Origin of the sequence: Crassaminicella thermophila, assembly GCF_008152325.1 — a bacterium.
In the GTDB taxonomy this organism is placed as follows: domain Bacteria; phylum Bacillota; class Clostridia; order Peptostreptococcales; family Thermotaleaceae; genus Crassaminicella_A; species Crassaminicella_A thermophila.
This window is the reverse complement of record NZ_CP042243.1, coordinates 779,022-796,896: the sequence shown is the minus strand read 5'-3', so window position 1 is coordinate 796,896 and position 17,875 is coordinate 779,022. Positions and strand designations below refer to the sequence as shown.

At 26.7% G+C, this 17,875-nt stretch carries 19 protein-coding genes; 5 read left to right on the top strand and 14 right to left on the bottom strand.

The window, feature by feature from the left end; genetic code table 11:
• Positions 1 to 81: 81 nt before the first annotated feature.
• Together csm2 and cas10 are read right to left on the bottom strand one after the other, a co-directional pair.
• Positions 82 to 549: a type III-A CRISPR-associated protein Csm2 gene (gene csm2 / locus FQB35_RS03610; protein ID WP_148808689.1), complete on the bottom strand. Its 468-nt coding sequence runs from the start codon at positions 547 to 549 to the stop codon at positions 82 to 84.
• Positions 550 to 2,961, bottom strand: a complete 2,412-nt coding sequence (gene cas10, locus FQB35_RS03605) for a type III-A CRISPR-associated protein Cas10/Csm1 (RefSeq protein ID WP_168198226.1) — start codon at positions 2,959 to 2,961, stop codon at positions 550 to 552.
• Positions 2,962 to 3,250: 289 nt separating this feature from the next.
• Here cas10 and FQB35_RS03600 point away from each other — a divergent pair, with 289 nt between their 5' ends.
• Positions 3,251 to 3,607 (top strand): C-GCAxxG-C-C family (seleno)protein, encoded by a 357-nt coding sequence (locus FQB35_RS03600; RefSeq protein WP_148808687.1) that lies wholly within the window; start codon positions 3,251 to 3,253, stop codon positions 3,605 to 3,607.
• A 43-nt stretch (positions 3,608 to 3,650) separates the two neighbouring features.
• Here FQB35_RS03600 and FQB35_RS03595 read toward each other — a convergent pair whose 3' ends face one another.
• The 10 genes from FQB35_RS03595 to FQB35_RS03550 all read right to left on the bottom strand — a co-directional run bounded on the left by FQB35_RS03595 (position 3,651) and on the right by FQB35_RS03550 (position 12,247).
• Positions 3,651 to 4,991 (bottom strand): hypothetical protein, encoded by a 1,341-nt coding sequence (locus FQB35_RS03595; RefSeq protein ID WP_148808686.1) that lies wholly within the window; start codon positions 4,989 to 4,991, stop codon positions 3,651 to 3,653.
• A gap of 234 nt (positions 4,992 to 5,225) precedes the next feature.
• Positions 5,226 to 6,575 (bottom strand): FAD-dependent oxidoreductase, encoded by a 1,350-nt coding sequence (locus FQB35_RS03590; protein ID WP_148808685.1) that lies wholly within the window; start codon positions 6,573 to 6,575, stop codon positions 5,226 to 5,228.
• A gap of 167 nt (positions 6,576 to 6,742) precedes the next feature.
• On the bottom strand, positions 6,743 to 7,105 hold the full coding sequence (locus tag FQB35_RS03585) for a DUF134 domain-containing protein (RefSeq protein WP_148808684.1): 363 nt from the start codon (positions 7,103 to 7,105) through the stop codon (positions 6,743 to 6,745).
• A gap of 370 nt (positions 7,106 to 7,475) precedes the next feature.
• The gene (locus FQB35_RS03580) at positions 7,476 to 7,706 is read right to left on the bottom strand and encodes a DUF5320 domain-containing protein (protein WP_148808683.1); all 231 of its coding nucleotides are present in this window, start codon (positions 7,704 to 7,706) and stop codon (positions 7,476 to 7,478) included.
• A 153-nt stretch (positions 7,707 to 7,859) separates the two neighbouring features.
• Positions 7,860 to 8,543: a YetF domain-containing protein gene (locus tag FQB35_RS03575; RefSeq protein ID WP_148808682.1), complete on the bottom strand. Its 684-nt coding sequence runs from the start codon at positions 8,541 to 8,543 to the stop codon at positions 7,860 to 7,862.
• 101 nt (positions 8,544 to 8,644) lie between these two features.
• A complete protein-coding gene (locus FQB35_RS03570) occupies positions 8,645 to 9,412 on the bottom strand; it encodes a DUF4184 family protein (RefSeq protein WP_168198225.1) in 768 nt (255 codons plus the stop codon).
• Between the two features lie 2 nt (positions 9,413 to 9,414).
• Positions 9,415 to 10,503, bottom strand: a complete 1,089-nt coding sequence (locus FQB35_RS03565) for a GerAB/ArcD/ProY family transporter (protein WP_148808680.1) — start codon at positions 10,501 to 10,503, stop codon at positions 9,415 to 9,417.
• Between the two features lie 165 nt (positions 10,504 to 10,668).
• Positions 10,669 to 11,562: a hypothetical protein gene (locus FQB35_RS03560; protein ID WP_148808679.1), complete on the bottom strand. Its 894-nt coding sequence runs from the start codon at positions 11,560 to 11,562 to the stop codon at positions 10,669 to 10,671.
• A gap of 207 nt (positions 11,563 to 11,769) precedes the next feature.
• Positions 11,770 to 11,988 carry a DUF2922 domain-containing protein gene (locus FQB35_RS03555; protein WP_168198224.1) on the bottom strand — a complete coding sequence of 73 codons (219 nt, stop codon included), beginning with the start codon at positions 11,986 to 11,988 and terminating at the stop codon, positions 11,770 to 11,772.
• A 34-nt stretch (positions 11,989 to 12,022) separates the two neighbouring features.
• Positions 12,023 to 12,247 (bottom strand): DUF1659 domain-containing protein, encoded by a 225-nt coding sequence (locus tag FQB35_RS03550; protein ID WP_148808677.1) that lies wholly within the window; start codon positions 12,245 to 12,247, stop codon positions 12,023 to 12,025.
• Positions 12,248 to 12,492: 245 nt separating this feature from the next.
• Here FQB35_RS03550 and FQB35_RS03545 point away from each other — a divergent pair, with 245 nt between their 5' ends.
• Both FQB35_RS03545 and dapB read left to right on the top strand, forming a co-directional pair.
• A complete protein-coding gene (locus FQB35_RS03545) occupies positions 12,493 to 13,584 on the top strand; it encodes a GerAB/ArcD/ProY family transporter (protein ID WP_148808676.1) in 1,092 nt (363 codons plus the stop codon).
• Between the two features lie 262 nt (positions 13,585 to 13,846).
• Positions 13,847 to 14,734, top strand: a complete 888-nt coding sequence (gene dapB / locus FQB35_RS03540; RefSeq protein WP_148808675.1) for a 4-hydroxy-tetrahydrodipicolinate reductase — start codon at positions 13,847 to 13,849, stop codon at positions 14,732 to 14,734.
• 47 nt (positions 14,735 to 14,781) lie between these two features.
• On the opposite strand, the gene FQB35_RS03535 is transcribed toward dapB, so the two are convergent.
• Together FQB35_RS03535 and FQB35_RS03530 are read right to left on the bottom strand one after the other, a co-directional pair.
• Positions 14,782 to 15,507, bottom strand: coding sequence for a permease (locus tag FQB35_RS03535; RefSeq protein ID WP_148808674.1), 726 nt, complete (start codon positions 15,505 to 15,507; stop codon positions 14,782 to 14,784).
• Positions 15,504 to 15,986, bottom strand: coding sequence for a permease (locus tag FQB35_RS03530; protein WP_148808673.1), 483 nt, complete (start codon positions 15,984 to 15,986; stop codon positions 15,504 to 15,506). Before FQB35_RS03530 ends, FQB35_RS03535 begins: the two co-directional genes overlap by 4 nt.
• Before the next feature lie 101 nt (positions 15,987 to 16,087).
• On the opposite strand from FQB35_RS03530, the gene FQB35_RS03525 reads away from it, so the two are divergent.
• A complete protein-coding gene (locus tag FQB35_RS03525; protein WP_148808672.1) occupies positions 16,088 to 16,759 on the top strand; it encodes a Crp/Fnr family transcriptional regulator in 672 nt (223 codons plus the stop codon).
• Positions 16,760 to 16,846: 87 nt separating this feature from the next.
• Positions 16,847 to 17,785, top strand: a complete 939-nt coding sequence (gene rarD, locus FQB35_RS03520) for an EamA family transporter RarD (protein ID WP_148808671.1) — start codon at positions 16,847 to 16,849, stop codon at positions 17,783 to 17,785.
• Positions 17,786 to 17,875: the final 90 nt, after the last annotated feature.

Here is a 17,875-nt window from a genome sequence, read left to right as displayed (position 1 = left end):
ACTTGCCTCACGCAGGTCTTTTTGTCATGCATTTTTATTCACCAATTTAATTAAAATTTTTTCTTTTTTACTATTGACTTTTTATAGTTGGTCTTTCATATATCCTATGATACATTCAAGCAAATCTAAAAAACCTTTAAAATCTTCCTTAGTTTCTATTTTATTTAAACAATTAGATAAAAAATTTTTAAGATTTATATACTCATATTTGTTCTTCTTTTCATTTTCTATTTTTCTTTCCAAAATATAATTTATTTTGCTTTTCATAAGCTTTATATCTACTTTTATTTCTTTGAAAGCTTTCTTCTCCTCTTCATCAAAATCTATCTGCTCATTTTCTGATAAATTTCTCAAAACTTGTTTGTTTACTTTTAGCTCTATATCTTTCAAATTATCATATATTTTCCTTATAGAGCTATTGCTAATCTTTAATTTATTTATTTTATCAGATAAATAATCTATTTTATCGATTACTTCAATTTTTAACTTGCCATTTTCCATAAAACCTTTTTTTATCATAGTGTTAATTTCTGAAAATACACTTCCCACCTACAACTCCTCCTTTTTGGATTTTCTAATGGCTGTCTTTAGTATAAATATACTTAAATCTATTTCTTTTTCTTTTATAAGAGCTTTTATTTCATTTGAAATATCTATATCTACCTCATTTTTTTCTAAAATATAATTTAAGATACTTGCCCCTTTTAATGCTTCTATCCCTCCTTTTTTTCTCATGTTCATTATAGTTACAAGATCGTATAACAAACCTCTTGAAATTTTTTCTTCCTCTATCCACTCTGTATATTTTGATATTATCTTTTTTGCTTTTTTTAAATTCTTATAATTTATACATATTCCCCTAAATCGACTCTCTTGTTCTTGAATCACTTCATTTATAATAACTAAATTTTTAGTTTCCTTAGCCAAACTCATATTTCTATTTACTTCCTTTAAAACCATATTAAAAGGTCTAGTTGCTTTATGAAGTACAATACTACTAGTTAATGTAATATTTCTTTTTTCGCTTTTTTGTCCTATATATCGATTAAATGTTTTGTTAATCTCTAATACAAAATCATAAACCCTTTCCCAATTTCCTGTAAGTAATATATCATCGCCTCCACTATATAGAATAAAAATATCTTCAGTATATTTATTTTTTACAACACTAACCAAATGTTGTGTAAAAAATACATTTATTAGATCTGCCAAATTAGCTAATCTAGATATAGCAAAAGGATATTTTTCAACATTTTTTGACTTTTTATCTTTTTTTGAAACAGGATATATATAGTACATAAGAAATGCCATATCATCTAAATCAATTTTTGCAGTAGCTACTAGCCTTTCATTTTTACTTAACTTCTCTATGCAGGTAAGACTAAGAATTTTTCCATCTGATTTTTCATCACAAATATCTTTAATACTACATTTTTTGCATAATTCATTACTTTTAGGAATACTATATTTTCCTACAGGATAAATTCCTCCTATAGGATATTTATCTTTATATTTTTCAATATTTTTTTCATCAAATAATATAACTGTTTGTCCTTTTTTTGTAGCCTCTAATTTTTCGTAAGCTTCAATATTTTCTACTCTCATTTTTTCATATGCTATTTTTACATCATAAATATCTTTATCCATCCAGTTTTCTTCTATTTGACAGATTGAACACTTATCTCTTCTTTTAGTATTAATCCCACAATTGCTACATTTGTAATACTCTTCCTTGCAATTCTTATTAAAATCAATTAAATATATGCTTCTATTGTACTTCTTTTGATTTAGTTCGTTATTTGCCTTTTGAAAATCTTTTTTGTACTCATAAAATTCTTTCATATATTTTTTATGTGTTTTGTATGAATATTCTTTTTTCTTATCTCTTACATTAATAGTTTTCAATACATATTCTATATAGATTTTATTTTCAAATATTTCTGCCACTTTTTTCTTTATTCTCTCAATTATTTTTTCTGCTTCATCTTCATATTTTTTAGGCAGTAATAATGAAAAAGTTCCTCCACCACAGAATAATATATTTGTAGTATATAATTTTAATTCTTGGATGATTTCATAAGGAATAATCGTATTTAAAATTGATATAATATTTGATCGTGTTAAAACCCTTCTTAAAGGCTTTTCTATCCTTTTATTTATATCTCCATAAATATACTTTTGGATATCATAAATCCTTCCATGTAATAATATATATTCATTTATCCTCTGTTTATCTTTTTCATCTATACATCTACAAAGTGCTAAAGCAGCAGTAGTAACTGAATGATTGTACATAGAAATATCTCTTACTATTTCCTTTCCGCAAGAGGTAATATATGATGTATACTCTTTCATTAAATATTGTAAGCACGCAACAAATTCATCTTCATGTTCTTTAAATCTTTCATTATATTGTCTTAAATTATCCAAATCACGTCCTAATTCATTCTTCATTATATTTACATAACTTGATATCTCTTCTTTTTCTATATATTTTTTTGGCATGTTTAATCTTGAAAATATATTTGGTCTGAAATAATTAAAATTTGAATTATATTTTCTGTCATTAAAAGCCTGCCACATAAGTGAAAGCATATTAGTAAAAGGATTATCCTCTATACTTCTTTTATTTTTCCCTTCTATTTTTCTTTCTCCTGCCGACTCACCATCAGCTTTTTTAACATATTTTATATATTTCAAAACTTCTTCCATCATACTGTTTTCTTTTAAAGCTTTACTGATATTTTCATCCGAAACATGATGATACCTTGCTATATATTCAATTAGCTCTAGTTCCTCATCTTTTAAAAAATCTATATTAGAAAAATAATCTTTTACGTATTTCTCAGATTGGATACTATGACTTTTCCCTTTTGACTTAAGTCTAGATCTTCTAAGCACTTTTCCAATATCATGAAACAATCCACCTATAGCTACACAAAGCTTTTCATTTATATTCAAAATAATACCTCCTTAGATTTTTATAATCATAAACAAGTAATTTTAAATTCTCACCTTAAATATAAACAATATAATTCATTTCTAATATTTTCGCTTTATTACTACCTCAATTTAGACATTATATGTAGCATTTTCGATAAGAATAGTCAATTTCCTCCTTTATTTGTAATTTTTATGAAATAAAAAGAAGATATTTTAAAATTGTTAATCTATATATTTTCATTTGACAAAAAAATAGAATCACTATATAATTTTGGCGTATGACAATAATGATTGGAAGGTGTTTTGTATGGCAATAAACTATTACAGAGAAGGATATAATTGTGCTGAATCAATTATTCAATCTGTTAATGAAAAAAAGAAAATAAATATTCCTGTATGCATAGGCTCTCCTTTTGGAAGTGGTATGAGTACTGGTAGTGTTTGCGGTGCTGCAACTGCTGCAGTTGTTGCCATCGGTTACTTAAAAGGAAGAAACCATTCAACTGAACAGAATAAAGCAGCAAGATATTCAAAAGACTTGATTAAAAAAATAAGAGAAAAATTCGGTTCAGAAATCTGCATAGATTTGAAAAGAAAAGGGGTTAGCTGTAAAGAAATCATTCAGTTTGTAGATGATTACTTAAAAACGCTTACTCAAGAATAATAAAATTTCTTACTTAAAAATGATTGATCAAAATAACTTTTGATCAATCATTTTTATTTTTCTTATTTAAATTATTCAAATAATCCTTTTTTATATTTCTTCCATAATATATTATCTTTCCATCTTCTCCATCAAATACTGCCTCATATAAAGTATCACCATATTTTAAGTGGACTACATATGCTGTTCCTTTCATATTTCTTATTATGAAAGCATCTATTATTTCAGCTTCTTTATCTATTTTTGATAATATGTCTTTTTTACTGACATTTGGTAGAATAATTGGTTTATCATTATGATCTATAATTTCTAATTTGCTTATCAATCCATGGATTTTTATATTTATCTTTATTTTCTTCATTTCATCATAAATATCATTATTTTTTTCAATATATAAATAGGTAATATAGCTTAGCTTTCCTTCACTATCATATTTCTTACTTTTATAATAATTTACTACATTTTGATTGAATTTGGCGATTGTATTCTTTACTATATTGTCTAGTTCATCTTCTTTGTATTTCTTCTTCGGTACGATATAGCTAACAGCCATTACAGTAACCTTTTTTGTTTTTTTATTATAGGTTACTTTATAATCTATATCTGATATATCATTTTTTACAGTAAAAAGCTCTTTATTATGATCTAACTCTTTATAGTTTTTGAATACATACTCATCATTATTAGCTTCATCCTTATTGTCATATTTTAACCTTTGATTCTTTACTAATTTTGAAAAAACTTCTTCACAGTATGCTTTAGCATGCTCAAAACCAACTTCTTTAAACTCCCCTTCGTATTCTTTTAAAAATTTATACTTTGGGGTTTCTAATAGTTTATCTGCCTTTTGTGAATAATCATTATATATTGATGCTATTCTTTTTTCTAATGCATGTATTTTACCAAAATTCCAGTTATAGCGTACATCACCTAATATATTATTATACTCCTTTATCAATTCTTCATTATATTCATATAGACTTTTTATATATTTTTCTTCAGATAGAGTTATATTTCCATCATCTAATAAATTATGAATGACCTTATTTATATTTAAATACATAAAATCATAATCATATATAGCTTTTCCTTTTCCCATATCTGATGCATCCCAATTAGATCTATGAAAAGCTCTTACTATACTTTCATCAATAAACTCCTTTTTTTTATCAAAATCATCATATCCTAAAACCAATATTTTAGATAATTCATCATTAAAAGTTTCTAATGCTTCTCCAAAATCTTCAAAATTATAATACATATTGTTTTTTAAATCTTTATATCCTTCATAATATATTTTTCCATAATAAGACATAACCTGCAAAACAACAAGCATAACAATATTTAACGATATATTTAAAAGCTTTTTTTTATTCATTTTCATTATATTAAGTCCCCTTTATTCTTACTAGAATTAACAACTCCAATCTTTATAATTATAGCACTTTATAACCGTATATTCCATTTTTATCCATGATTCTTTTTAAGCAAAAAATATAAAGCTTGAATAAAATAATTATTCAAGCTTTCAGACTGTAAACAAAATAAAATTTTCATGAATTAAAAATCTCCTTTCTGTTTGTTTATATTTCTAGAAAGGAGATTTTATTTTCAATCTTTATTTATTAAGCTTTGTCAATGCATCTAAAGCAGCTGCATTTATTGGATATGCAATAGGTGATGCTGTAAGTAGAGGATGCGTTGCAACTTGATATGTGTTTAATTCATTTGCTGTCATACTATTTTGTACAGCCATACTTAAAATATTAACCATTTCTCCAATACTGTCACCACCACTAATTTGTGCTCCTAAAATAATACCTGTATCTTTTGCAAATATTAATTTAATATCTATTTTACCTGTATTCGGAAGTGATCCTGGATGCTTATCCATAGTAGATGCTCTACCAATAACTATATCAAAGCCTTCTTCTTTAGCCTTACGTTCAGTAAGCCCAGCTGCTGCAAAAGCCTTGTCAAATACTTTTGTTGAAAAAGCACTTATTGTTCCTTTAATTTTTCTCACATATTTTAATTGAAATAAATTACATGCTGCTATTTTTGCTTCCATTGCCGCCGTAGATGCAAGAAGTATAGGTGTATTCTTACCTGTAAAGAAGCATTTCTTTTCAGTACAATCTCCTACAGCAAAGATATCACTATCGTTTGTTCTCATATATTCATCAACGATTATTGCTGCTTTTTCATTCACTTTAATTCCAGCATCCTTTGCCAAAACAGAATTTGGGCTAACACCCATGCCAAGTATTACTGCATCTGCTTTTATTGTTTCTCCATTGCTTAATTTAACCTCTTTAACCTTCGTATCTCCAATAATCTCTTCAACTTTTGTTTTTGTTTTTACTATAACTCCATTATTCTTTAACTGTTCTTCTGCATCAGAACTAAATTCTTCATCAAAGGCTTGCCATAAACATTTATCTGCAACCTCAACAAGTGTTACATTTTTACCAGCCATCTTCATCTGCTCTGCAAATTCAACTCCAATAAATCCTCCACCTATTACTACAATATCACTCATATTTTTAACTTTTTCTAAAATATCCTTTAAGTATTCCTCATCCTTAACAATTGGAAAAACATTCTCTAAATCGTAACCCTTTATAAACTTAGGAACAATAGGCAATGAACCTGTTGCGATTACTAGCTTATCATACTCAATTTCTGTATTATCAGCAGTAATAACCATTTTTTTATCTCTATCAATCTTTACCACTTCATCAATTAATAACTCTACTCCTGCATTACTCAATAAAGCATCTGGAATTTGATTTTTAGATGTATCATTTAAAGTTCCAAAAATATATGGAATTCCACAAGGTACCATAACCTTTTTATTTTTTCTTATTAAAGTAATTTTTATATCTCCATATAACTTTCTTGCAGCAGTAGCAGTCAATAGCCCTCCTGCACTTCCTCCTATAATAAGTAAATCCGTTTTTTTCATTCTTTTTCCCTCCTAAATGTAAAATATAACTTATATTTTTAACCATGCTTTATTTTTGGCATATGCTACATTAATTATATTCCATAAATAGGTTATTGTCAAATGCTAATAATCTATTTTCATTCAATTCTTAATATTGATTCAAATAAGCATATTATTTAAAATATCTATATATTTCTTCCTCCTCTGTGTCTCTTTCTTACACATCCTTTGCATATGTTCATACCTTCTATTTCATCACATAATTTATAATTTCCACCTTTAATCTTTAAATACTTTCCATTTATTATGCTATCTGCAATCTTTTTCCTTGCATCATTATATATTCTTTGAATGGTTGATCTTGCAACCCCCATTATTTGCCCACACTCTTCCTGACTCAATCCTTCATAATCAATTAATCTTATTGTTTCAAATTCTTCAAGTGTCATTTGTATTGTTTCATTTATATTAATATCCCTAATACAAGGACCAAAAACATCTATTTTTGGCATATTGCAAATTCTTCTCCATTTCCTTGGTCTTGACATTAAATCACCTCTCTTTCAAATTACATTGTTACCATAATCATACTAAAAATAAAGGATGAAAAACATCCTTTCAGACTGTAGAAAAAATAAAATTTATGAATGAAAAATAAAAGCGAATAATTACAAAGTTTTAGTAAAGAAAACTTGATGAAGAATTTCAGAAAAATCCGTAGGCTTAGCATGGACGCTAAGCCAGCATCCTACAAGACATGACGTCTTGATTAGGTGCGTTAGGATTTTTCAAAATTATGAATCTTAGTTTTCTCTAAAAATTTGTTTATGAGCGTTATTTTTTAATTCATTGATAAATATAACTTTGTTAAAAAGCTCAAAAATAAAGGATGAAAAACATCCTTTATTTTTAGAAACATTACTCTTCATATTCTTCCAATTCTTTTTTGATTAAATTCAATCTTTTTTCAAGAAAGTTTTTTTGCTCAATAAGTATGTCTTTTTTATCTTTAGAGCTAGCATAATCGAATCTACAACCTAATCCTAATCTCAAACCACGACCTAAATTCCTTGAAGTATTACAAAATCCCATTCTTCGTCCTGTCATTGCTCCCATTCCCATTGGACCAGTACCATCTCTTCTTGGCATACAATCACCCTCCTTAATATTTTTGGGTATATACCCATTACGCTTATAATTATATCTTATTTCGGGCATATGTCAATAACCATTTTTTTCTAATTAATATTCATTTTTTAACGTATAGATAAACAACATAAACATTTGAAAAAAAAATATAATTTAATCATTATAAAGATCTACATATAACTTACCATTTGTAGATAATGCTGCAAATGCTACTTCTTTTATATCTTTGATTCCCCTTTTCTTTAATGCTTCATAAACCCACTCTTTGGATAAGTTATTTATCTTAAGATTATTTTCTATAATTTTTCCATCTAAAATAATCTCCACAGCAATTCCTTCTTGATTGGTATCTATATTTAGATCCTGTGGTGTTAAGGGGCGGTTTTGAGATTTTAACTGAACGCTTAATTCTCCATTAGGTTCAAATATGGCAAATGCAACTTGACTAATGTCAAAAACATTTTCTTGACGAAGTTGTTGCATAAGATAATCATAAGAGTATTTAAACTTAGCCATATTATTTTCTAAGATTTTTCCATTCTTAATTAAAATCGTCGGTTCTCCAGCCAGATATTTTCTTAAAAATCTAGATTTTAATGAAACATAAGATGCAAAATAAACAACTAATGTAACGAAGGTCATAGAAATTATAAAATATATAATTTTTATCTTCACATTAAATGCTAAATTACCAGCTAAAGTTCCAAGAGTAGCCATAGCAAGATAGTCAAAATAAGTTAGCTTGGCTAAGCTTCTTTTTGTCAATATTTTCGTATATATAAAAAGAAGAACAAGAGCTAAAATTGTTCGGAATATAATTATTAAAATTTCAGGCAAAGAATATCCCTCTCTTCCTGCTCATTTTAAAGTCATTTCTTTTATTATTATTTTTATAAGAACAGTATCTATTCAAAAATAGGCTATATTATGAACATTAGTTAATGATATTCTATCTTCATTATATATTTTAATATTATGGATACAATCACCATACCTATTGCACAGCCATTTATAAATGTTACTAGGTATATACCTAAATAATTATATTTTAATATTTCTATGTTATGAAACCTGTAAAAAAGCATTATAATTCCGCTTGATAAAAAACATATATAATATATAAATTTTAGCTTATATGAAAAACGATTTTTTCTTAACGCTTTTTTGTCTCTTATCAAATAAAGATAAAATAATATGATTATGAAACCTATCATTGTACTCCCATGCTGCATTAGCTTATAAATAGGTACTTTATAATTTCGTATGACGAAGTTATCTGTTAACAAGGAAAGCCCATTTACAAAATATCCACTTTTATGTGTAAATGCATCCCAAAATACATGAGAAAACATTCCTATGAAAGCAGAATATATAAAAATAATAATTCTTTTTATATCTTTCAATTCCCACTTTGACCTACTTTGCATTAAATATTCATACCAAGAATCAAGAGGCTTTGGTAAACATAAAATAAAAAGATCTTTAACGATATAATGATATATATAAGCAATAATAAAGCAAAGCGGTAAATTGAAATATAAAAATCCAAGCACTGTGTGTCCAATAAATCCTACTGGTTTAAACCTTAAGAAATATTCAAAATCAGGTGCCATACTACCAATAATAAGTGCTGTGAAATCTGCATATTTTCCTAACTTTTTCTTAATAGGAATAGTAATTGATGGATGTGAAAAAGTAAATGGCATTATCATTCCCCCTTTATTAATCTATTTTTCTTTATTTCAGCTACAATAAGTATAATAATAGGTAAAACCACCTGAAATGGAAAAGCATAAATAGGATATATATCTGAAGCAAATTCTGCCTTTTCCATTACATTATCATGAATAAAATAAGATAAATTAATTATTAATAATCCAATAGGTGTTACCATAAGCCTATAATCATTAAGACCAAATATTTTGGCAATTCCGTTACAAGTACTTAATAAACAAATACATACTTTCATAAATCCTCCTATTAATAATGTAACAGAAATCACAACTTCCAACCCTTCAACTACATTTCCAAGAGTCAATCTACTAGCAGTTGTATATGTTGGAAAATATACACTTTCAACAGTATTTATCCCTAATGTCAGAATATTAGTGACAGAAGATATATATAAAACACCTCCTCCTATCAATAAACTCACTATATAAACTTTATAAATAGATTTATTTTTAAGCGAAGAAAAGAAGGTTGTAAATACGATTGTTTGAGTAAATGGAAATATAAATGCATGAAAAGCACCTTCAACAACTGGTTTTATTCCTTCATATAATATAGGACGAATATTATTTATATTCATTTTATGCATTGCCAACAAACTAACTATAAATATTGAAACAATAGTTCCTATCAAAAAAAATTCTGCCCATCTGCCTATTATTTCGATTCCTTCCTTTGCTGCCCAAATACATAAACCACCAATAAATAACATTGGTATAATTTCAGGTGTTTCTTGAAAAGAAACTGTAAAAATAAAATCACAAAAAACTCTTAATACTAATCCTCCTAAAAAAAAAGAAAAACTAACAAACAGTATTGAAATTCCTCTACCTATAAGCTTCCCAAAAACGAGCTCAAGGACATCATATAAATCTCTTTTAGGAAAAAGAACAAGAAGTCTAGCATGTACCAATACTATAGGTAGTGCAGTTAAAATTGATAAAATAATAGCTATCCAAATATCTTTTTTAGCTTCTCCTGCTATAGTAAGTACAATTGAACTTCCTATTATAAATAAACTGATAATGGATATACCTTGCTTATCAGAAATAAATTCTTTATTCATTAATTCTCCCAGACCCTTCTTTAATTACTATAAACTGCTTTCTATATATAGTATTTCCATATTGTTCTACTATTATAGATAAGCAGTATCAACATTAAAAAATAAAAAAACAAATCCTCTCATAAATTCATTGCCAAAAGTAAAAAGGATTTGTTTAAATTTAGATTATTTTATCCACTCATTAATTAAATGCTTAAACCCTTCTATCAATGAGTCTACATTTTTTTCATTAGAAGATGAAAATATAGAATAGATAGATTCATTATTCAACAGTTTTATCCAAAAAACAAAATCATTTTCTTCATTATTTTTTTCAATTATAAGACTTTTTATCTTCTTCAACGGAATATAATCCCATATTCCTCCCAATTTACTACTTTTATCTTTTTTTGAACCATAATCCTCTCTAATTAAAATCAACTCAGTATTGGTTAAAATCATCATATGTGCATTTGTTTTCCTTTTTCGAAAATATTTGAAATATTTTTCATTAATTTCAGGTTGGTATACAACATTGATAACTTTTTCCTCTAATAGAATGCTTTGTTTACTATAATTGAAAAACTTTAAATCCAATGTTTTTAAGTAATCCAGTTTGGATAATTCATTTTTCGTATCACATGATTCAATTTTATTAATAGATTCTCTTATTTTTTTTACAATAGGTAAAAATAAATCCTCTCTAACAGTATTAAATCCAATAGTTGATGATTTAAATTGATTATTTACTTCGCCACAAATTTTAATCCACGAATCTAACAGTATAGAACCTATTTCAGTATAACAAATCTCTTCAAACTTATAACAAATAATTTCAATTTTTTTATTACATTCTTTATACACATATATTCTGTCATCAAAAACACTAATCAATTTTGTATCTTTATTCTTTTTACTCCATTTATTAGGAGGAACAAAAATTGTATATGGAAATTGTCTACACCCATCAAGCAATTGAAAATGTTCTTTAAAAATATCTGGTATTTCCTCATAAAATTGAATTTTTTTTGGCCATGTTTTCATGGTTTCCCAAGACTTCATTATTTTTGCAGATGACATATTAATCCTCCTTTCTTTTAATCTTTTAAATGCTATGTTTTAAATAACTTTTTTATGTATTATATTATATGTTTTTTCAGAAAAATCAATATGCTTCTATTTTAAATATGCTTAATAAAGATAAACAATATCAATCTAAAAAAAATATAAAGACACTTCCTTTTAAAAATGGGACAGGGAACTATATAGTTCCCTGTCCCATTTTTATTAAAGAACAATTTCTTCAATATCAGTTGTCACAATCCTTGCAGAATCGATTCCTGCTAATTCTCCTTTATTTGTTTCAAATATGTTTTTGTCTATAATTGCTTGCATAGCTGTTTGGACTTCCTCTTGGGTTAAATCAGCCCTAGCATTATCTACTGCTATTTTGGTCGTTGTTCCCATTTGATTTTTAAAAATCATTTCTAGTCTTTTTGTAGCCAATATGATCCCTCCTTTCATTTTATATAGTATCTACCTACCCTTGACTAATCTCTTTTTCATCTAATCTGCTAACTTTAAGAGCTGTGTCTGTCTGAAGCCCTACTAAAATAGCTGCTAGATCATATACATCCTGATCTGTTGAAGTAGACTTAAGATTTGAATAAGTCTTTGTCTTTTTTCTCTCCTTTCCATTTTCATCTACTCCATTACTGAATATTATCTTTAGTTTTGAAGGACCTGCATTTACATTTACTGCCATTCCTATCACCTCCTTTCTACTTTATAGATGGATATTTTTATAAAAATTTAGTACACCAGGAGACGGTTAATTTTTACATAAAAAAACATCCCCTAAAGGGATGTCAGACTATAAAGTCAATAATTAAAATAATAATTAACTGTCCCTATACCGATGCTATACTGATGCTATAAAAATAGTCTATTTGGGAAAAATATTTAGTACTGGTATATAAAAAATTTTGCAAAATATAAGGAATAAATACTATGAAACCAAAAATAAGTATCTATCAATTTTTTATAATAATGACTATTTTCCCTTATGGGAGTGCAGTACTTTTCTTTTTAGTGCCTGAAACCAAGCACGACGCATGGATAGCTATGGCTTTATATTCATTAGGTGGAATTATTCTTCAACTTTTATATACAATATTGTATTATAAATATCCAGAAGATACTTTAGTTACATATCTTCCTAAAATTTATGGAAAAGTTTTAGGAAACATATTAGGAATCATCTATATAGGATATTTTGCTTATATAGGAGCAAGGGTATTGAGAGATTTTTTAGAACTCATAAAAATTACAGGTTTAGAGTATACTCCAATGCTTGCTATAGGTGTTTTTTTTACAATTATTGTTATTTATGCTGTATATAATGGAATAGAAAATATATCAAATACTGCACAGTCTTTTTTTATAATAATTATTTTTATGCCTGTTTTTGTATGGATGCTTATTATATTAAGTGGAGATATTTTTAGAATCAATAATCTTAAACCTATTTTACAAAATGGCATCATGGAAGTAGTAAAAAAAGGATGGCCTCTTATAACTTTTCCTTATGGAGAAACAATTGTATTTACAATGATTTATCCTTTTGTTTTAGAACGTAACAAAATAAGAAAGACAGCTATTTTATCTATTTTTTTTGAAGGTATTATTCTATCATTTAATACCATATTACTTATCTCTACATTAGGTGTTGAAGAAGCAAGTAGATCTATTTGTCCCCTTTTTCAAGTTGTTCAACGTATAAATATAAGAGAAACTATAACAAGATTAGATGTAATATTTGTGCTTATATTAGTTATAGGAGGATTTTATAAGATTAGTATTTTTATGTATGCTTCAGTTTTAGGTGTATTACAAATGACGAAAATAAAAAGCGTAAAATTTTTATCCTATGTATTTGGTATACTAATTTTATATTTATCACAAATTATGGCTGAAAATTATATAGAGCATCTTGAAATTGGTCTTGATTTAGTTGTTAAGTATGTACATGTACCTTTGCAAATTATTATTCCTGTTTTAACTCTTATTATAATGTATATAAGACAATTCATCACAAACTGATTAAAAATATAAGAGATGAATTTTACAATTTTCAAATTATTGTGTATAATAGAATAGCTAGCTAAAAATTTTCAATTCTAAATATTTATAGCATTTTAACTCATCTTACTTAATACTTTTCAGTAAATGAAAAAGTCAAAATCTATAATCCCAAAAAAATTAAATGTATTTTTTTACGAATCATATACAAATAAAACTATGTAATTTTTTTAATAATTACATTTTTATATGATTAACTATATCTATTTAAGGGGGAATAACTATGAGCAAAAAAATTCGTGTTTGCCAAATTGGCCTAGGAAGAACTGGTAAAGAAATTTCAAAAGTATTATTACAACAGGATGATATAGAATTGGTAATGGGTGTATGTAGTGAAAATAGTCCTAAAATAGGAAAAGATTTAGGTGAAATTTTAAATACACGAGATACAAATATAATAGTCGATAGCTGTAGTAATTTAGAAGAGAATATATCAAAATATAAACCAGATGTAGCAATTGATTTTTCAAGTCCTGAAGCAACAGTAAGAAATGCAGAAATTTTAGGAAAAATGAAAGTATCAATAGTTGTAGGAACTACTGGTTTTAATGAAATTCAAACTAAAAAATTAATGTCTATTGCAAAAAACAATAATATAGGAATAGTACATGCTCCTAATATTACTCTAGGAGTAAATGTTTTGATGGTTCTTTCTAACTTAGCTGCAAGTATTTTGGAAAGTTATGATTGTACAATTACAGAAGCTCATTTTAAAGGTAAAAAAGATGCTCCATCTGGTACAGCAAAAAAAATAGCAAATGAAATATTAAAAGGTATGAACATTCATAATGATATTGATGTTCATAGCCTTGATTATAATGACATACCAATTCATGCAATACGAGCAGGTGGAATAATTGGAAAACATAAAGTAATATTAGCAGGTGAACATGATAAGATAGAAATAATACATGAATCCTTCTCAAGAACAGCTTTTGCTCTTGGTGCATTAAAAGCAGTACGATTCGTTCATAAAAAAGCTGGTTTCTTTACAATGAATGATGTACTAAACTTACGTCATGTAATTTCTAGATATCTTGAACGTGAAGCTCATTTTAGGAAACAAAGATTTTTTAATACAGAAGTACCTAAAGATCAACTATCTATATAATAAAAAAAGCTAGAGTAAGAATCCCTTTCTCTAGCTTAATCTTTTAATCATCTATAGTCTATTGCTTTTGCTGGACACTTGCTCATTACATTGCTTATAGATTCTTCTAAACTTAAATTCATGGAATTCTCAATTACTTTAGCTTTCCCATCTTCCATATAAAATACTTGAGGGTTTAATTTTGCACATAATCCACACCCAACACAATATTTTTCATTAACATATAACTCATCTTTCTCTTGATCTCCTTTTGTATCATCTAATTTTAAATCAGATTTTTTTACAAAAATTGATACAATATAACCCATAATGAAAATAGATATTGTTGTAAGGACCCATCTTACTCCCATAAACTTAACCCCAAGAAATTTTGCTTCATTTGCTAGCATTGGAACTTTAACAACTGCCCAAGTACTTAGTATAACAACTATATTTAATACACTTGCACCCTTTTTAAGCAGCATCTTACAAACAGGAAAAGCTGCATAAATAGGCCCTGCTGAAAAGCTTCCCAATATAAATGAAAATATTGTTCCCTTTATTCCTGCCTCTTCCCCAAAGCTATTCATGATTACCTCTTTAGGTACCCATGTTTCAATCAATGCAGTTAATATAAATACAACTGGCATAATTTCAAGCATTTCTATTATATAATAGATACTATTATCCCATGACTTAGCAGCCTTTTGTGGCATAAAAATAAGCAATAATCCATATATAAAGAAAACTATAACTAGTATTTTATTCTTTTTAATCATATTTATAGCATTCATATAATAACCCCCATTCCTAATGCAATTATAATAGCGAAAATAAAGCTTAATACATTCCTTGTAATAGCAAACTTTACACCAAATTCCTCTTTTTCAAGTGGAAAAGTTACAACTCCAACCATTGTTAACGTTGTTAAAAATGCAACCGCAGGCACTATACTTGCTCCAACATCAACAAATGATCCAACCAAAGGAAATGCAACAAAAGCTGGAATTAAAGTTACACTTCCAACAACAGCAGATAATATTGTTGCTAAAGTAGCATTAGATTGACCAAGTGTACTTTTGATAACTTCAGGAGATATGAATGTAAGAATTAAACCAATCAAAAATAGGATACCAAGAATCTCTCCTATCATATTCTTCATCATACCCCTTGCCATTTTCATAGAATTTAGCGTTTTTTTCTTGTCTTTTATAATTGATATTACAAAAGCAATACCTGTAATAACCCAAAGAGATAAAGTAAAAATATCCATAATTTTTCACCCTTCCTTTCAATCTTATTGATTATATATTATAATATTTGTAATAATTTTTCAGTTACCATGGTAACTAATTTAAAAAAAAGGAGAATTTTATGGATATAAAAAATTATATTGATATTTTACGAACAAATAATTTATTCAAAAATTTTTCTAATGAGGAACTCCTATTTTTATTTAATAATAGTAATAACAATATTTATAAATATGAAAAAAATCGCATCATTCATTTCGAAAGCGAAAAATGCACAACATTAGACGTAGTTTTAGAAGGGAAAGTACTTGTTCAGAGAATTGATGAATATGGAAATGTGCTTACAATTACACAGTTTCAAGCAGGAGATGATCTAGGCTTAAATTCATTATTCGGAGATAATCATGCCTATCCTATGAGTGTTATAGCAAAATCTAATACTGTTATTTTACATATTAAAAAAAATTTTGTTTTAGAGCTTTGTCAAAATAATAGAAACTTCTTAATAGAAATTTTAAGATCTATATCAAATAAAGCTTTAATTCTTACAAATAAGATAAAATCAATATCTATAAAATCTTTAAGAGAATCTATAATAGATTTTTTGAGTTATGAATACTATACTCAAAAAACTAATAAAATCAAATTAAACATAACAAAAAAAGAATTAGCTGAAAGATTAGGAGTTCAAAGAACTTCTCTGTCTAGAGAGCTAAATAAGATGAAAAAGGATGGACTTATTATATATGATGCCCATTCAATCACAATAAAAGATTTAAGTATAATAAAATAAAAAAAATCATTGAGTCTTTTTATTCTTTAGTGTATTATAAAGTATTGTTGGATAATTAAACAATATATTTTAAAAGGAGAAAGATTTATGAATAATGCACAAGATTGTAAAGTATCAAAAGAAAATTATGGACTCTTAAGTGTAATATTGGTATATACCATTTGGGGAATCCAAGCATTGTATTGGAAGATTTTTGAAGATGTACCGTTGATGCAGTTATTAGCCCATAGAATAATATGGTCAGTAGGGTTACTTATTCCTATAATCATATATACAAAAAGATTGAAAGCTTTAATACACGTATTTAAGGAAAAAAAGAAATTTTTTTATATTCTCATGTGTTCCATATTAATCGGTTTAAATTGGCTTTTAAACATCTATGCTGCTTATTCTAATCAAATGATTGAAGCAAGTTTAGGACAATATATAACCCCCATTGTGGTCATTACTTTAGGCATATTCCTATTAAAAGAAAACATCAAATTTTATGAAATACTAGCCTTAACAACAGCTTTAATAGGTATTTCGATTATGACCCTAAGCTTTGGCAGGATACCTTTGATCGCCCTTTTATTGATTTTGACTTTTTCAACTTATACATTTTTCAAAAAAATCACAAATATAGATCCGATTATTGGAATTACCGCTGAAACAGTTCTTTTATTACCTTTTGCACTGATATATGTAGTATATTCAGAATCTATAGGAGAAGGAGTTTTGATTGGTTCAAGTATAGGAAATCTTTTTCTATTAATTTCTACCGGTGCATTTACAGCTATTCCTTTAATTATATTTTCTTATGGGGTAAAACTTGTGAATCTTTCTAAAATTGGATTTATACAATATTATGCACCAACATTAAGTTTGCTGATTGGTATATTTATATTTAAAGAATCTTTTACCAAAATTCATTTCATTAGTTTTGGTTTCATTTGGACAGCTATACTAATTGTTTTATCATATCCTATTGTCAAAAGACTACAAAAAAACATGAGTATGCCCATAAAATTAAAAAGTGGATGCTAAAAAACAAAAGGACAACATCGTCCTTTTTGTTTTTAATTCTTGTCGAATATTTTTAAGAAAAGTATGAATATACAATTATTTGATAGATTT

Excerpts from the sequence above, each read along its gene's own strand:
- FQB35_RS03600 (WP_148808687.1), top strand. The coding sequence starts at position 3,251 with ATGGCAATAAACTATTACAGAGAAGGATATAATTGTGCTGAATCAATT.
- FQB35_RS03595 (WP_148808686.1), bottom strand. The coding sequence starts at position 4,991 with ATGAAAATGAATAAAAAAAAGCTTTTAAATATATCGTTAAATATTGTT.
- FQB35_RS03590 (WP_148808685.1), bottom strand. The coding sequence starts at position 6,575 with ATGAAAAAAACGGATTTACTTATTATAGGAGGAAGTGCAGGAGGGCTA.
- FQB35_RS03585 (WP_148808684.1), bottom strand. The coding sequence starts at position 7,105 with ATGTCAAGACCAAGGAAATGGAGAAGAATTTGCAATATGCCAAAAATA.
- FQB35_RS03580 (WP_148808683.1), bottom strand. The coding sequence starts at position 7,706 with ATGCCAAGAAGAGATGGTACTGGTCCAATGGGAATGGGAGCAATGACA.
- FQB35_RS03570 (WP_168198225.1), bottom strand. The coding sequence starts at position 9,412 with ATGCCATTTACTTTTTCACATCCATCAATTACTATTCCTATTAAGAAA.
- FQB35_RS03565 (WP_148808680.1), bottom strand. The coding sequence starts at position 10,503 with ATGAATAAAGAATTTATTTCTGATAAGCAAGGTATATCCATTATCAGT.
- FQB35_RS03560 (WP_148808679.1), bottom strand. The coding sequence starts at position 11,562 with ATGTCATCTGCAAAAATAATGAAGTCTTGGGAAACCATGAAAACATGG.
- FQB35_RS03550 (WP_148808677.1), bottom strand. The coding sequence starts at position 12,247 with ATGGCAGTAAATGTAAATGCAGGTCCTTCAAAACTAAAGATAATATTC.
- FQB35_RS03545 (WP_148808676.1), top strand. The coding sequence starts at position 12,493 with ATGAAACCAAAAATAAGTATCTATCAATTTTTTATAATAATGACTATT.
- dapB (WP_148808675.1), top strand. The coding sequence starts at position 13,847 with ATGAGCAAAAAAATTCGTGTTTGCCAAATTGGCCTAGGAAGAACTGGT.
- FQB35_RS03535 (WP_148808674.1), bottom strand. The coding sequence starts at position 15,507 with ATGAATGCTATAAATATGATTAAAAAGAATAAAATACTAGTTATAGTT.
- FQB35_RS03530 (WP_148808673.1), bottom strand. The coding sequence starts at position 15,986 with ATGGATATTTTTACTTTATCTCTTTGGGTTATTACAGGTATTGCTTTT.
- FQB35_RS03525 (WP_148808672.1), top strand. The coding sequence starts at position 16,088 with ATGGATATAAAAAATTATATTGATATTTTACGAACAAATAATTTATTC.
- rarD (WP_148808671.1), top strand. The coding sequence starts at position 16,847 with ATGAATAATGCACAAGATTGTAAAGTATCAAAAGAAAATTATGGACTC.